Raw genomic sequence first — 15,241 nt, forward strand, 5'->3', positions numbered from 1 at the left:
TTTTTCGCAACCTGTTCGCATGGTCAGATAACGTTCTGCTACACATGTGATTAAATCAACGCAGGCGCGGCATAACCGTGCCGCGCAATTCGTGAGCGCGTTATAATAGACAGGGTCTGCGAGGATAAATTGTACCAAATGCCTAATCCGCAGGTGCCGTGCGGTATAACATGTTAAAGAGTTGCGCGACACGGGTATGTCGCGCCCTGCGTAGATGAAACCGTCTGTGTAGCAGAACAGTATCTGGCACTGCGTATAGGTTTCGACATGGGAGCACACTGTGCTCCCCTACGGTAGAAAAAATCCTCTGCCGTTCCCTATTTTCGAAGCGGTCACATGTCGGCAATCTGCGCCAGACTAACAACCAAAAGGAAGTGGGAGTTAAGAGGGTAGAAACCTTGATGTCTACCCTCTTGCCCCGCCGCGGGGCGCGGCACGTTCCCGCCGTCCGCAGACGGCGAATCCCCTCGCTGATGTTCAGCGAAAAGCTCCCCGCCCATCAGGGGCGAACACGCCTGCGGCAGTTCGTGTCCCCCGCTCAGCCGGTGCTGAAAAAGACTGCCGCCCGGATAGGGCGAACACGCTAACGCAGTTCGAGTACCCCGCTCAGCCAGTGCAGAGAAAAAGGCTGCCGCCTGTCAGGGCGAACCCACCCACGCGGGTTCGTGTTCCCTGCTCCCCCTGCGCCGATAAACGGACGCAAAAAAGGCACCCGAACGGGTGCCTTTTCGATAGTCGTTAGATCTTGCGGCGGCGGCGGAACTTCTTACGGAAGAAGCCCCACAGACCGGTAGACAGCATAACGGACGACCAGCCGCCGGCCAGGATACCGACGATCAGCGGCAGGGTGAACTGCTTGAGCGACGGAACACCGAGGATGTATACCATGCCGATGGTGAACAGCGTGGTAAGCGTGGTGTTGATGGTACGGCCCATGGTCTGCCAGATGCTCTTCTCGCCGATGACCTCAAACGGCTCCTTGCGCGCAGTGCGCAGGTTCTCACGAACGCGGTCGAATACGATGATGGACGCGTTGATGGAGTAGCCGAGGATGGTCAGTGCAGCAGCGATGAAGTTGCTGTCGAGCGGAATCTGCAGCAGAACGTAAACGCTCAGCATAACGAGCAGGTCGTGAACCAGGCAGCAGATCGCAGCCAGACCACTGGTCAGCTCGAAGCGGAAGGTGATGTACACCAGCATCAGCAGGATTGCAAGGATCGAGCAGATGAATGCCGAACGCTGCAGGTCGCTGCCGACAGAAGCGGATACGTCGTTGTTGTTGAGGATATCGGTATCGGCAAGGCTGTACTTCTCCAGCATCTTGTCGATCACGGCAGCACGCTGCTCGGAATCAATCGAGGTGGAGCGGATCAGCACGTCCTCGTTGCCGTCACCGGAAGAGGTTACAGAGGATGCGTCCACACCGGTTGCGTCCTTGAACAGATCGCTGACCTCGGTCTGGATGTCCTGCGTAACGGCGGTGTGCATGTTGAACTCCATCTCGGTACCGCCGGCAAAGTCGATGCTCAGGTTGAACAGGTTCTTGCCGAACGGCAGCAGGATCAGCGCAACAAGGCCGGTTACGATCAGTACGACAGAGATACCGCTGAAGATCTTGAAGTTCTTGAGGATCGGGAAATGCTTCTTCTCTTCCTTGCGCTCGCGCAGGCCGTAAGCCTTCGGATTGCGGATGTGGAAATCCACCATGCGTCTGAGCAGGAAGTGGGTGATGGTCAGCGCAGTGAACATGGACACGATAACACCGATGCCCAGCGTAGTAGCGAAGCCGACGATCGTGCCGGTGCCAAGGAAGAACAGCACGCCGCACGCGATCAGGGTGGTGATGTTGGAGTCCAGAATTGCGGTGAACGCACGCTTGAAGCCGGAGTCAATGGCGCTCTTGACGGTCTTGCCGGCAGCCATTTCCTCCTTGATGCGCTCGAAGATAATGACGTTTGCGTCAACCGCCATACCGATGGACAGGATGATACCTGCAATGCCCGGCAGGGACAGGTTTACGCGGATCAGGCTGAACAGCAGCGCCTCGATAACCATGTAGAAGCACAGAGCGAAGCAGGAAACAACGCCCGGAATGCGGTACATGATGATCATGAACAGCATAACGAGTACCAGACCGATCAGGCCTGCCTTCAGGCTGGAGCTCATCGCGTCAGCGCCGAGCTGCGGGCCGACAGAGCGAAGCTCTACCTGCTTGAGCGAGAACGGAATCTGACCTGCGTTGATGAGGTTTGCCAGCTCGGTCGCGCTGTCGCGGGTGAAGTTGCCGGTGATAACACAGCTGTCGTTGTCGATCTTCTCGGAAACGGACGGAGCAGAGATGATCTGTTTGTCCATTACGATGTACAGCTGGTTGGTGCCGTCCGTGCGGGCAGCAACGGAGCCGGTCGCCTCAGCGAACTTTTCCTTGCCCTCGGAGGTGAACTGCACCTCAACGTAGTGCTGATCGGACATGCCGTTCGTCGGGTTGCCGTAGCCGTAGGACGCCTTCTTGATGTCCGAGCCGGACAGCCACTCCTTGCCGTCGGCATCGAGGAAGGTCAGCTGAGCGGTGGTGCCCAGGGTCTGAACCGCTTCCTCCGGGTTGGTGATCTGCGGGATCTCAACCGTTACGCGGTTCTCGCCGCTGAGGGATACGGTAGCCTCGGTAAAGCCCTTGTCGGTCAGACGCTGACGAATAACCTTCTGTACCGAGTTCATGTCGTCGGACAGGTTGTTGGTGTCGTAGCCGTCCGGGATTTCGGCCTCGTATACGATACGGGAGCCGCCGACCAGATCCAGACCCAGACGGATACCGTTGTCGGTATCGAGTACGCTCGGGATGATGGCCTTCAGACCGGAGTCTTTCGTGTCTGCGGAATCGGTCGAAGCCGAGTCAGCAGAGGTGTCAGCAGACGCATCCGTGCTGTCTGCCGTGTTGTCCGCCTTGTCTGCGCTGCTGTCGGTAGACGAGGTATCGCTCGTATCCGTCGCAGACGTGTCGGACGTTGCCGTGTTCCGGAACGGCATGGTCCAGCCGCCCGGAATGTACACTCCTGTTACCGCCGTCACGCCGAGGAAAATGATGATCAGCATGACCGCGATAAAGGAAGTTACACTCTTTTTCACTTGCAAGTGCCTCCTTTAATTTTTTTGTTACACAACTGATTTAGTATACAGCATAATAGCCAAAAAGTCAATCATTCTGCATGAATTGTGCAACATTTATGCGTCATTGACGCATAAGCGGCAGAATATCCCGCGTGAGCGGGATATCTGTCAATTTCAGGGATAAACTTTCCGGTTTACAGGTTGATCTCTACCTTTACGTCCTCACCGGTGAGGTACGGCGCGATCGCCGGACGAACACACTCGCTCAGGAACTCGTCTACCTGAGACGGGCAGCGGCCGATGTAAGCGGACGGGTCGAGGTGCTCGAGGATCTGCTCACGGGTCATGCCGAACATCGGGTCGCCGGCAATGCGGTCAACCATATCGTTCTCCAGACCCTCCTCCTTGATGCGCTTGCCCGCAGCCATGGAGTGCTCGCGGATGCGCTCGTGCAGGTCCTGACGGTTGCCGCCGCGCTTTACGGCGTCCATCATGATGTTCTCGGTTGCCATGAACGGCAGCTCGTTCATAACGTGCGCCTCGATGACCTTCGGGTAAACGACCAGACCGGAAACGACGTTGATCATGATGTTGAGGATTGCGTCAACGGCAAGGAATGCCTCCGGCACGGAAATGCGCTTGTTCGCAGAGTCGTCGAGCGTGCGCTCGAACCACTGGGTAGCCGAGGTGAACGCCGGGTTCAGGCTGTCGCAGATGACGTAGCGCGCCAGTGCGCAGATACGCTCGGAACGCATCGGGTTGCGCTTGTACGGCATGGCGGACGAGCCGATCTGGTTCTTCTCGAACGGCTCCTCTACTTCCTTCAGGTGCTGCAGCAGACGCAGGTCGGTTGCGAACTTGGAAGCGGATTCTGCGATACCGGCGAGCGTTGCGAGTGTCTGCGCGTCGATCTTGCGGGAGTAGGTCTGGCCGGAGACCGGAACCACGCCTGCAAAGCCGAAATCGTCGGCAATGCGCTTCTCCAGCTCCTTAACCTTGCTCTCGTCGCCGTCAAACAGCTCCATGAAGGACGCCTGCGTGCCGGTCGTGCCCTTGCTGCCGAGCATGCGCAGGTTTTCGATGCGGTATTCTACCTCATTCAAATCCATCAGCAGCTCGTTCATCCACAGGGTAGCGCGCTTGCCGACGGTGGTCAGCTGTGCGGGCTGGAAGTGGGTGAAGCCGAGAGTCGGCTGGGACTTGTGCGCATCCGCGAACTGCGCCAGCTTGTCCAGTACGGTCGCCAGCTTTTTGCGAACCAGCAGCAGACCCTCTCGGATCTGGATGATGTCGGTATTGTCGCCGACATACGCGCTGGTAGCGCCGAGGTGGATAATGCCGGCCGCCTTGGGAGCCGCCTTGCCGAAGGTGTAAACGTGCGCCATAACGTCATGGCGTACCTCCTTCTCGCGCTGACGGGCTACATCGTAGTCGATGTCGGTCAGGTGCGCGGCCATCTCGTCCACCTGCTCCTGCGTGATCGGCAGACCGAGCGCCAGCTCCGCCTTAGCCAGCGACAGCCACAGCCGACGCCAGGTGGAGAACTTCATATCCGAGGAGAAGGTGTAGAGCATCTCCTTGGAAGCGTAGCGCGAAGAAAGCGGGCTTTCGTACACGTTGTTCATGTTATTCGTCCTTTCCGGTGTGTATTTTATCCAAATTATAACGAAATAACGGACTTGGATGGTATCTAATCTTCCATAACAGTCCGATTTTAGTTTAACACTTTGCACCGGTCATTTCAAGCAAAACCGACCGGTTTTGCGCTATCTTGTAGCAATAAACAAAGTTTGCAGCGGTTTCGCCGTTAGATTTTGCGTCCTCCCCTTTTTCCTGCACCGGAAAGCCGGGGTGCGCGAACTGCGTTAGCGTGTTCGCCCCTAACGGGGCGGCTCTTTTTTCCTGCACCGGCTGACCGGGGCGCGCGAACTGCGTTAGCGTGTTCGCCCTGACGGGGCGGCTCTTTTTCCTGCACCGGAAAGCCGGGGCACGCGAACTGCGTTAGCGTGTTCGCCCCTAACGGGCGGCTCCTTTTCTGCACCGGCTGACCGGGGCGCGCGAACTGCGTTAGCGTGTTCGCCCTTTCCGGGCGGAGAGTTTTCCGCTGAACCTCAGCGGGGGATTCGCCGTCTGCGGACGGCGGGAGCGTCGCGGCGCCCGCCGCGGGGGCAAAAAGGAAGGGACACCTGCGGTTTCCCTTCCTCTTTGAACTCCTACCTTTCCCTTGCTTCCTAATCTGGCGCAGATTTCCTATATGTGACCGCTTCGAAAATAGGAACGGCAGAGGATTTTTTCTTCCGTGTTTTTCGCAACCTGTTCGCAGGGTCAGATACCGTTCTGCTACACATGTGATTAAATCAACGCAAGCGCAACATGACCGTGTTGCGCAATTCGTGAGCGCGTTGTCATAGACAGCACCTGCGAAGATAAATTGTACCAAACGCCTAATTCGCAGGTGCCGTGCGGTATAACGTGTTAAAGAGTTGCGCGGCACTGTCATGCCGCGCCTGCTGGAAGTAGCCGACCTATGTAGCAGAACAGTATCTGGCACTGCGTATAGGTTTCGGCATGGGAGCACACTGTGCTCCCCTACGGTAGAAAAAATCCTCTGCCGTTCCCCTTTTCGAAGCGGTCGCCGGTCTCCGGTCTGCGTCAGACTAAGAAATAAAAGGAAGTGGGAGTTAAGAGGGTAGAAACCTTGGTGTCTACCCTCTTGCCCCGCCGCGGGGCGCGGCACGTTCCCGCGCTCCGCAGAGCGCAACTCCCCGCTGAATCCCAGCGAAAAACTCTCCGCCCGTCAGGGGCGAACACGCCTGCGGCAGTTCGCGTGCCCCGGTCAGCCGGTGCAGAAAAGGAGCCGCCCGGAAAGGGCGAACCCGCCTACGGCAGTTCGCGTCCCCCGCTCAGCCGGGGCTGAAAAAAGCTGCCGCCCGGAACGGGCGAACCGCCTGCGCGGTTCAAGTGCCCCAGAGGGTCGGTGCAGAAAACAAAAGAACAGCACCCTTTTCAGAGTGCTGCTCAGAATTACGCATGCTTACGCGTTCTTAATAAACGCCTCAAGGCGGTCGAGACCCTTGTCAATCTCGGTGAGCGAGGTCGCATAGCTCCAGCGGACGAAGCCCGGCGCGGCAAATGCGGTGCACGGAACGGTCGCAACCAGACCCTTCTCAAGGAACAGCTGCGCGAAGTCCTCGGCGCTCTCGATGACCTTGCCGTACATGGTCTTGCCGAGGAAGCCCTTCATGTTCATCATAACATAGAACGCGCCCTCCGGCTTGATGCAGGAAACGCCCTCGATCTGGTTCATGCGCTCTACCAGATGGTCGCGGCGCTGCTCGAACGCCTGCTTCATCACCTGCATATCCTCCTGCGGGCCGGTCAGTGCAGTGATAGCCGCCTGCTGGGAAATGGTGGACGGTGCAGAGGTGGAGTGGCTCAGGTAGTTCGCCATCACCTTGGCCAGCTGCGGATTGGACGCGCTGTAGCCGATACGCCAGCCGGTCATCGCGTAGCTCTTGGACACGCCGTTGACCAGAATGGTGCGCTCCTTCACGTCCTCGCCCAGAGAAGCGAACGATACGAACTCATTGTTATCATATACAAGGTTGCAGTAAATCTCATCCGCGATAACGTAGATGTTGTGGCGGCAGCAAACCTCAGCGATCGCCTCCAGCTCGGCCTTGGTGTATACCATGCCGGTCGGGTTGGACGGAGAGTTCAGCATGAACACCTTGGTCTTGTCGGTGATGGCGGCGTCCAGCTGCTCTGCGGTGATCTTGAAGTCCGCCTCCTCGGTTGCGGCTACGATGACCGGGATTGCACCTGCCTGCTTTACCATCTCGGAGTAGCTTACCCAGTACGGAGCCGCGATAACGACCTCATCGCCCGGGTTGCACAGCGTCATCAGCGCGATATAAACCGAGTGCTTTGCACCCGAAGCCACAACGATCTGCGTCGGCTCGTAGTCCAGACCGCAGTCCTCCTTCAGACGGTAGCAGGCTGCCTTGCGCAGGTCCATCAGACCGGCTGCCGGCGTGTACTTGGTCTGGTTGTTCTCAATGGCCTCGATACCGGCCTGCTTGATGTGCTCCGGCGTCGGAAAATCCGGCTCACCGGCACCAAAGCCGACAACGTCCTTGCCCTCTGCCTTCATCTGCTTGAACAGCGAATCAATGGCCAGCGTCGTGGACGCCTGCACACCTGCTGCAATCTTGGAAATCGGCTTCAATGCCATGCTCAGCACTCCCTTATATCTCTCATCAGTTATCATGTGCTTTTATTATATGCCTGCGAATTTATTTTTGCAAGTCCTGACTTAACAAACTGCAAAATCGACACAATAGAAAAACCCGCCGATATTGGCGGGTCAGGTGTGGAATTTTCACAAAACACGGTCGCGTGAGAAGATAATCAGAGCCGTTCCCCGTTCAATCGTGACGGCAAAGCGGCTGTTCGGTTTCGCCTCGTTCGAGGTGGAGATCATGCCGACACGGGTAACCGTGCCGTTCGTTAATTCATATTTTGCATTCTCGATGGTCACGCCCTCGAGCACCGCGTCCATCGGCACGACCGAGAAGTATGTAAACGTCTCCGGCATGATGAATTCCTGCCGTCCGCCCTGATGCAGCTCGACGCGGTTGTACGGATCGAGGATGGTCAGGTGACCGCCGAGCGTTTTTGCTTCCTCAAGCAGCGAGAGATTTGCCAGCATATGGTCGATGCGCCCGCCGGTCGCACACACGAGCGTCGCCTCGCGGCAGCCGCGGCGGAACACCTCCCGCAGACAGCTCTGCGAATCCGTGTCGTCCTTCTCGGGTTTGAGCAGCACAATGTCCGTGCCCTCAACATCGGTCATGGAATCCCGGTCGGAAATCATGAAATCCGGGTGCAGACCGAGCGCCCGCGCATGCCGCAGGCCGCCGTCCGCACACGCAACGAGCGCGTCCGGATGCTCGCGCAGAAACGCGCGGATGTAACCGTAATCGGTTTCCGGTGCAGCCGCAAAAATCAGCGCGTGCCGCCCTTGGTAAGTTCCCATTCCTTCAGATCCTTTACACTTTCATACAGCTTTACATAGCTTTCGTGACGGGTTTTCGCAATTTCTCCGTTCTCGACCGCCGCGAGAACGGCGCAGCCCTTCTCCTTGACATGCGCGCAGCCGGTGAATTTGCACTGCCCGATGTACGGCTCGAACTCCGGAAACGCATACTGCAGATCCTCGGCCAGCACCAAATCCATCTGCTCGGTCTCAAACGAGGAGAAGCCGGGCGTGTCCGCGATATAGCCGCCGCCTTCGATCGGGTGCAGCTCCACATGACGGGTGGTGTGCTTGCCGCGGCCGATCTTATCCGAAATCGCACCGACCTCGGCGCCGAACGAGCTGTCCAGCCGGTTGAGCACGCTCGACTTGCCGACACCCGAGTTGCCCGCAAACGCGCTTACCCTGCCGCGGATGCGCTCGCGCAGTGCGTCAATGCCTTCGCCGGTGTGCGCGCTCACGCGCAGCACCTCGATGCCGCTTTTGCGGTAGGTTTCATACAGCTCGTCACCCGGATTCGCGTCCGTCTTATTGATGACGACCAGTGCGTCCATGTTCTTGTGCACCGCGATCGCCGTTACCTTGTCGATCAGGAACGGGTCGGTTACCGGCGGTGCCGCGCTCGCCACGGCAACGACCAGATCCAGATTCGCCACAGCCGGCCGGATCAGGCTGTTCTTGCGCGGCGCGATCGTCTGCAGATAGCCGGTGCCGTCCTCCGGCTGGATTTCCAGCGTTACCCGGTCCCCGACGATAGGCTTGCCCACGGTCTTGCGGAACCGTCCGCGTGCTTTGCATTCAATGAGACCCTCGGCGGTATCCACATAGTAGAAACCGCCGATGCCCTTCAGAATGATCCCTTCGATCAAACTTAATTCCTCCGTTTTTTAACTGAATGTGTACGTCTGCGAGGTAGTCGAACCGTCCACGCTGACCGTAACATCATGGTCGCCCACCGAGCCGCTCACCGAGATGGACGTGCTGCCGCCGCTCGTGCTGCAGGTGTCGTCATACTGGATTACGCCGTCCACATAGATGATAACATGCGCGGTATCCGTGTTGTCCGGCAGCGAAACCGGAATGGTCGCACTGCCGAGGCTCGGCGTATCATCGTAGTCGCCATCGCCGTTGTCCTGACCGCCGGAATTGCCGCCGCTGTTATTATCGGGCGAGTTATTGTTCGATGTGCTCTTGCCCTTGGAGATCTGGATGTTGACGACAGTGCCCTTTGCGACCTCCGCGCCCGCATCCTGCGACTGCCATACAACCGAACCGGCCTCAGCGGTGCTCTCGACCTCGTTCACCGAGCCGATGGACAGACCCTTTTCCGTCAGGGCCTTTTCCGCATCGTCCTTTGTCATGCCGAGCAGACCGGGCACAGCAACGTTTTCGTTATCGTCCTTCTGCTTGCCCTTGCTGATATAGACGGTCAGCGTCGCGCCCTTTTCCAGCTCGGCGCCCGCCTCCGGGTCGGTGCGGATGACCTTGCCTTCCTCCACGTCGTCGCTGTATTCCTCAACGACCTCGCACTTGATATCGTGCGACGCCAGCGCCGCCTGCACATAATCGAGCGTCTTGCCGGTAAAGTCGATCACCTTGTAGGTATCCTTGACGTTTTCGCCGCCCGAGGATACCGTTACCGTGATGATCGTACCCTTTGTGGCCTTTTTCCTGCCGTCGCCGTCCGGGTCCTGCTCGAGTATCTCACCGACCGGACGGTCGGATTCCTGCCGTTCGGTCGCTTCCTTCACCGTGAAGTTGTCGGTTATATCCGGGTCGGCCATCACTTCGTCGATATTGCGCCCGATGAGGTCGGGCACGATAATCTTTTCCGACTTGTCGCCGCCGCCGGTGATGACCAGAATGCCGACCAGCAGCAGGCTGATCACCGCGATCACGCCGACCGCCATGCCGACCGCCATGCCCGGGCGCTCGGCCAGCTTTTCAAAAAAGCCGTCCGGCTCATCCTGCTCCTTTTTGCGGAAACCGGTGCGGGTGCGGGTCTGCGTGCGCGTGCGGGTGCGGGTGCGCGGCGCAGCTGCGCCCTCAACGGAAGCGGCTTCATGCTCTGCCGCACTGCGGCGCGCCGCGCGCTGAATGTCCGCGCCGATGATCTGCGTCTCGCCCGAGTTGTCCTCGCTTGCCACATAGTGGAAGCGTGCGTTCGGGTCAGAGCGCAGCACCTCCATGTCCTCGTACATCTTTTCCGCGGATTCATACCGGCGGCTGATGTGCGCACTCATGGCGTGCATGACAATATCGTCCATGCCCTTGGGGATGCCCGGTACAAACGCACTCGGGATGATCGGCACCTCATTGATGTGCTGCATGACGATCTGGAGCGCGGTTTCGCCCTCAAACGGCAGCTTGCCGGTCAGCATTTCGTACATCATCACGCCGAGCGAGTACAGGTCGGTGCGGTAGTCGATCTTGCTGCCCTTGGCCTGCTCCGGCGAGATATAGTGCACCGAGCCGATGGCCTCCTGCACCACGCGGGTCTCCTGCGCGGCAGCGAACGAGGCAATGCCGAAATCGGTCAGCTTTGCCGTACCGTCCCGCAGGATGATAACGTTCTGCGGCTTAACGTCCTGATGGATGATGCCGCGCGAGTGTGCGTGCATGAGTGCGCGGGCAACCTGCTCAGCGAAGAAAATGGTCTCCTCCCACGACAGATGGCCCTTGCGCTGCAGATACTGCTTGAGGGTGATGCCCTCGATCAGCTCCATAACGATATAATCCGTGCCGTCCTCGCTGCCGACGTCGAACACGGAAACAATATTGTGGTGGCTCAGCTTGGCAACGGCGCGCGACTCAATGGAGAACCGCTTGCGGATATCCGGGTCCTCCGCGAACTCTTTTTTGAGCACCTTGAGTGCCACATCGCGCCCGAGAATGGTATCCCGCGCCCGATAAACGACCGCCATGCCGCCGACGCCGACGATTTCCTCAATCTGATAGCGTCCGCCGAGCATACTGCCGATATATTTATCCATAGTCCGTCACGCTCCCTGCTTTTTGCCGAGGGTGAACAGCGCAACGGTGATGTTGTCGCGGCCGCCGCCGTCAAGCGCCAGCTGCAGCAGCGCGTCACCGGCCAGCTCGAGCGTCGGCGCGTTTGCCAGCACCTCCGCGATCCGGCTGTCCTCCGCCATGCCGGTCAGACCGTCCGAGCAGAGCAGCAGCATGTCCTTTTCGTTCAGGCGCACTTCAAACAGGTCGCCTTCGACACACGGCTCCACGCCTACCGCACGGGTGATGAGGTTTTTCTGCGGATGGGTGCGCGCATCCGCCTCGGTGATCTTGCCGCGGCGGCGCATTTCCTCCACATAGGAGTGGTCCTCGCTGATCTGGTGCATGGCTTCGCCGTCAAAGCGGTACGCGCGGCTGTCGCCCACGTTGATAACGGTCGCGCAGTCGCCCTGAATGAGCGCGGCAACCAGGGTCGTGCCCATGCCGCGGAACTCCGGCTGCCTGCCCGCCAGAGAGAAAACCGTCTCGTTCGCCTGCTTGAGCGCCTGCGTCAGCAGGTTCTGCCGAGCCGTTTCGTCCAGCGTGCCGCTTAAAGCGTCACCCGCGGACTCGATAAAACTCTGCGCGGCGAAGCGGCTGGCTACGTTGCCCGCATTTGCACCGCCCATGCCGTCGCACACGACGAGGAGCGCGGTCTGGTTGTCCTCCCGCGCTTCGATCTGAAAAATATCCTGATTGGTCGGGCGCACCCGTCCCTTATCGGTCAAGCCGAAATATTCCATTTCACAACCTCCTTCGATTGTGTTTATATGTGAGAATATTCAAGTTAATCACGAGAACTGCTCTTTCCGTCCTCCTTCAGCTGCCGCTGACGGAGCTGACCGCAGGCCGCATCAATATCCGGACCCAGCTTGCGCCGCACGGTCGCGGTAACGCCGCGCTTCTCGAGCGCCTGCTGGAACCTGCGGACGGTTTCCGGCCTGGACGGCTTCAGCGGACTTTCCGCCACCTCATTCAGCGGAATGAGGTTGACGTGCGCCGGTCTTCCTTTCAGCAGCTTGGCCAGAAGGTCGGCCTGCCACGGGCGGTCGGTCTTGTCGCGCGCCATCATGTACTCGTAGGAAATGCGCCGTCCGGTGGTGTCGAAATAGTACCGGCACGCCTTCATCAGGCGCTCGACCGGATACGCATCGTTCACCGGCATGATGGACGAGCGTGTTTCGTCATCCGGCGCGTGCAGCGATACGGACAGCGTGATCTGCAGCTTTTCCCGTGCTAACATCTCTATTCTATCAGCAATTCCGCTGGTTGACAAGGAGATATGGCGCTGTCCGATGTTGATTCCCTCCGGGCAGCTCACCAGATGCAGGAATTTGAGCACGTTGTCGTAGTTATCGAGCGGCTCGCCGGTGCCCATCAGCACAATGTTGGAGACCTTTTCGCCGCTGTCCTTCTGCATGAACAGGATTTCGTCCAGAATCTCGCCTGCGGACAGACTGCGCGTGCGTCCGTTGAGTCCCGACGCACAGAACTTGCAGCCCATCCGGCAGCCGACCTGCGTCGAAACGCAGACGGACACGCCGTGCTCGTAGTGCATCAGTACGGACTCCACGCAGTTGCCGTCCCGCAGACGCCATAAGTATTTCACCGTGCCGTCAACGCGGCTCACCTGCTTGCGGGCGACCTCCGGTACGGTCAGCAGGAAATTTTCCGCTAAACGCGCCCGTAAGTCCTTGGATAAGTTGGACATCTCTTCAAAGGACTCCACACCCTCGTGAAGCCATTTGAAGATCTGTCCCGCACGGAACGGCTTTTCGCCCATTTCCTTCAAAGCGCTTTTCAGTTCATCTATTGATAATGATTTAATTTCAGTCATTATTTTCACCTTTTTAATTGAAAATTGAGAATGGAAAATGGAAAATGACGCTATCCTTGCGCGAGTTCCGTCCGCGCTGCGTCTGTGTGGCGCATAGCGCCGTTATTGAATCATCGCGCTTTGCGCGATACCACAATTCTCAATTCTCCATTCTCAATTTTCCATTATTAAACCTTCCGGTGCATTTTCGCAATAAAGAATCCATCCGTATTGTGAACGGGCGGCAGCAGCGTCACCATACCGTCTGCCCTCTCTCCGCAGACCGGATGCGTCCACGAAACCGCTTCAAACTCCGGGTTTTCGGTGAGAAACGCGCGGACAACGTCCTCGTTCTCCCGCTGCAGGATGGTACAGGTCGAGTAGACGAGCGTGCCGCCCTTCTTTACATACTGTGCACAGTTTGCAAGGATTCTCGCCTGAATCTCCGGTAAAGTCCGGATTTCGTCCGGATTCTTGAACCGGATTTCGGGTTTCTTGCGGATAATGCCCAGTCCCGAGCAGGGCACGTCGCACAGCACAACGTCCGCGCTGTCCTTCCACTCCTCGCGGCAGACCGATGCGTCCTGCAGCTCGGTGCGGATATTCGACAGTCCGAGGCGAGCTGCGCCGTCGCGGATGCGCTTCAGCTTGTGCTCGTAAATATCGCACGAGGTGACGCTGCCTTTCCCCTGCATTTTTTCAGCCATGGCAAAGCTCTTGCCGCCGGGCGCCGCGCAGCAGTCGAGCACGGTGCTGCCCGGTTTCGGGTCAGCGACCGCCGCCGCGAGTGCGCTTGCCGCGTCCTGCACGGTCACACGGCCCTCGATAAACGCCGGAAGCGCGGCTGCGTCTCCGCCGCTGCACAGCAGGATTTCCGGGAACGCCTCGTGCGGCTGCACGGTCAGTCCGGCGGCCTCCAGCTCTGCCTGAGCCTCGGCAGGCGTGCATTTCATCGTGTTCACGCGCACCGAAATCGGCGCGTCCGCGTTATCCGCCTGACAGATTTTCTGCGTCAGCTTCTGGCCGTACTGCTCGGAAAGCAGGCGCACGAGCCACTCCGGGTGGCTGTACTGCAGCGCGTAGTAGCTTTCCTTATCCGGGCAGTTCAGGCGCGGCAAAGAGCCGTTTTGCGCCGCATTTGCGGCATTTCTCAGCACCGCATTGGCAAAGGCGACCGTGCGGTCATTTGCGTGGCCGTAGTGCTTGACCAGCGCGACCGCCTCGGCAACCGCCGCATGCGCCGGTATCTTGTCCATCAGGATGAGCTGATACAGACCCATCCGCAGGCACGCCAGCACACGCGGCGCGATCTTTTTCAGCCGCACGCTCGAGAAGTGCCGCAGGTACCAGTCCAGTAAAATTTGGTTCTGCACCGTGCCGTAGGTCAGCCGCGAGGCCAGCGCCGCGTCGCGGCTGTCCAGTCCCGCACGGGATAAATAGTGGTGCAGCGCACCATCCGACCAGGCGGCCTCCTCTGCCATGGAAAACAGCGAGAACGCCGCCACCTCACGCGGTGTTTTGGGGCGTTTATCTATCATTGCGGTCTCTTCCTCCAAAAATCAGCACCAAACGCAGCAGCTGTGCCAGCGATGTCGCCAGCGCGGCAACATAGGTCAGCGCCGCCGCCGTGAGCGTCTTTTTCGCCATCGGGTACTCGTCTGCGGTCAGCAGGCCGTTCTGCTGAATGGTCTGCAAAGCGCGGCGGGATGCGTCCAGCTCCACCGGCAGGGTCACCAGCTGGAACAGCGTGGAAAGACCGAACGCCGCAATGCCGATCGTGACGAGCGTGCTCGTGTTAAGGATCAGGCCGAGGATCAGCAGCGGCATCGCCGCCATCGAGCCGAACTGCGTCAGCGGGATGATCGCCGCGCGCAGCTTGATCGGCGCATAGCCGATGGCGTACTGCACCGCGTGCCCTGCCTCGTGCGCGGCAACGCCGATGGACGCCACCGACGTGGACGAGTACACCGCACTCGATAAGCGAATAACATTGCTTCTCGGGTCAAAATGGTCGGTCAGCTTGCCGGAAACGTACTCAATGCGCACGCCGGAAACGCCGTTGTACCGCAGCACCGCCTCCGCCGCCTGTGCGCCGGTCAGTCCCCGCAGATTTTGCACCCGCGAGTAGCGGTTAAACGTGCTGTTTACCTTGCTCTGTGCCCAGAATGCAAATAAAACGCACGGCAGAACCAGTACGATGTAGTACATGTCAATGCCGTAGTAGTAACCATGATAAGGCATAAGAAAACCTCCATACCGGAGCGGAGAAT

The 15,241-nt window shown here is 58.8% G+C and carries 10 protein-coding genes; all 10 read right to left on the minus strand.

The window, feature by feature from the left end:
* Window positions 1–738: 738 nt before the first annotated feature.
* Entirely contained in the window at window positions 739–3,126 is a 2,388-nt protein-coding gene (gene secD, locus C7386_RS00415) for a protein translocase subunit SecD (protein ID WP_116704617.1), read from the minus strand.
* Between the two features lie 176 nt (window positions 3,127–3,302).
* The gene (purB, locus tag C7386_RS00420) at window positions 3,303–4,733 is read right to left on the minus strand and encodes an adenylosuccinate lyase (RefSeq protein ID WP_116704618.1); all 1,431 of its coding nucleotides are present in this window, start codon (window positions 4,731–4,733) and stop codon (window positions 3,303–3,305) included.
* A gap of 1,409 nt (window positions 4,734–6,142) precedes the next feature.
* Window positions 6,143–7,342: a pyridoxal phosphate-dependent aminotransferase gene (locus C7386_RS00425; RefSeq protein ID WP_165815417.1), complete on the minus strand. Its 1,200-nt coding sequence runs from the start codon at window positions 7,340–7,342 to the stop codon at window positions 6,143–6,145.
* Between the two features lie 147 nt (window positions 7,343–7,489).
* On the minus strand, window positions 7,490–8,146 hold the full coding sequence (locus C7386_RS00430; RefSeq protein WP_116704619.1) for a thiamine diphosphokinase: 657 nt from the start codon (window positions 8,144–8,146) through the stop codon (window positions 7,490–7,492).
* Window positions 8,116–9,015, minus strand: a complete 900-nt coding sequence (gene rsgA / locus C7386_RS00435; RefSeq protein WP_252197240.1) for a ribosome small subunit-dependent GTPase A — start codon at window positions 9,013–9,015, stop codon at window positions 8,116–8,118. Before rsgA ends, C7386_RS00430 begins: the two co-directional genes overlap by 31 nt.
* A gap of 18 nt (window positions 9,016–9,033) precedes the next feature.
* Window positions 9,034–11,139, minus strand: coding sequence for a Stk1 family PASTA domain-containing Ser/Thr kinase (gene pknB / locus C7386_RS00440; RefSeq protein ID WP_116704620.1), 2,106 nt, complete (start codon window positions 11,137–11,139; stop codon window positions 9,034–9,036).
* 6 nt (window positions 11,140–11,145) lie between these two features.
* On the minus strand, window positions 11,146–11,898 hold the full coding sequence (locus tag C7386_RS00445; RefSeq protein ID WP_110435108.1) for a Stp1/IreP family PP2C-type Ser/Thr phosphatase: 753 nt from the start codon (window positions 11,896–11,898) through the stop codon (window positions 11,146–11,148).
* A gap of 44 nt (window positions 11,899–11,942) precedes the next feature.
* On the minus strand, window positions 11,943–12,992 hold the full coding sequence (gene rlmN / locus C7386_RS00450) for a dual-specificity RNA methyltransferase RlmN (protein ID WP_110435109.1): 1,050 nt from the start codon (window positions 12,990–12,992) through the stop codon (window positions 11,943–11,945).
* A 167-nt stretch (window positions 12,993–13,159) separates the two neighbouring features.
* Window positions 13,160–14,509, minus strand: a complete 1,350-nt coding sequence (gene rsmB, locus C7386_RS00455; RefSeq protein WP_110435110.1) for a 16S rRNA (cytosine(967)-C(5))-methyltransferase RsmB — start codon at window positions 14,507–14,509, stop codon at window positions 13,160–13,162.
* A complete protein-coding gene (locus C7386_RS00460; protein WP_116704621.1) occupies window positions 14,499–15,212 on the minus strand; it encodes a zinc metallopeptidase in 714 nt (237 codons plus the stop codon). The genes rsmB and C7386_RS00460 overlap by 11 nt, the downstream gene beginning before the upstream one ends.
* Window positions 15,213–15,241: the final 29 nt, after the last annotated feature.

The organism is Agathobaculum butyriciproducens, assembly GCA_003096535.1.
Lineage (GTDB): Bacteria > Bacillota > Clostridia > Oscillospirales > Butyricicoccaceae > Agathobaculum > Agathobaculum butyriciproducens.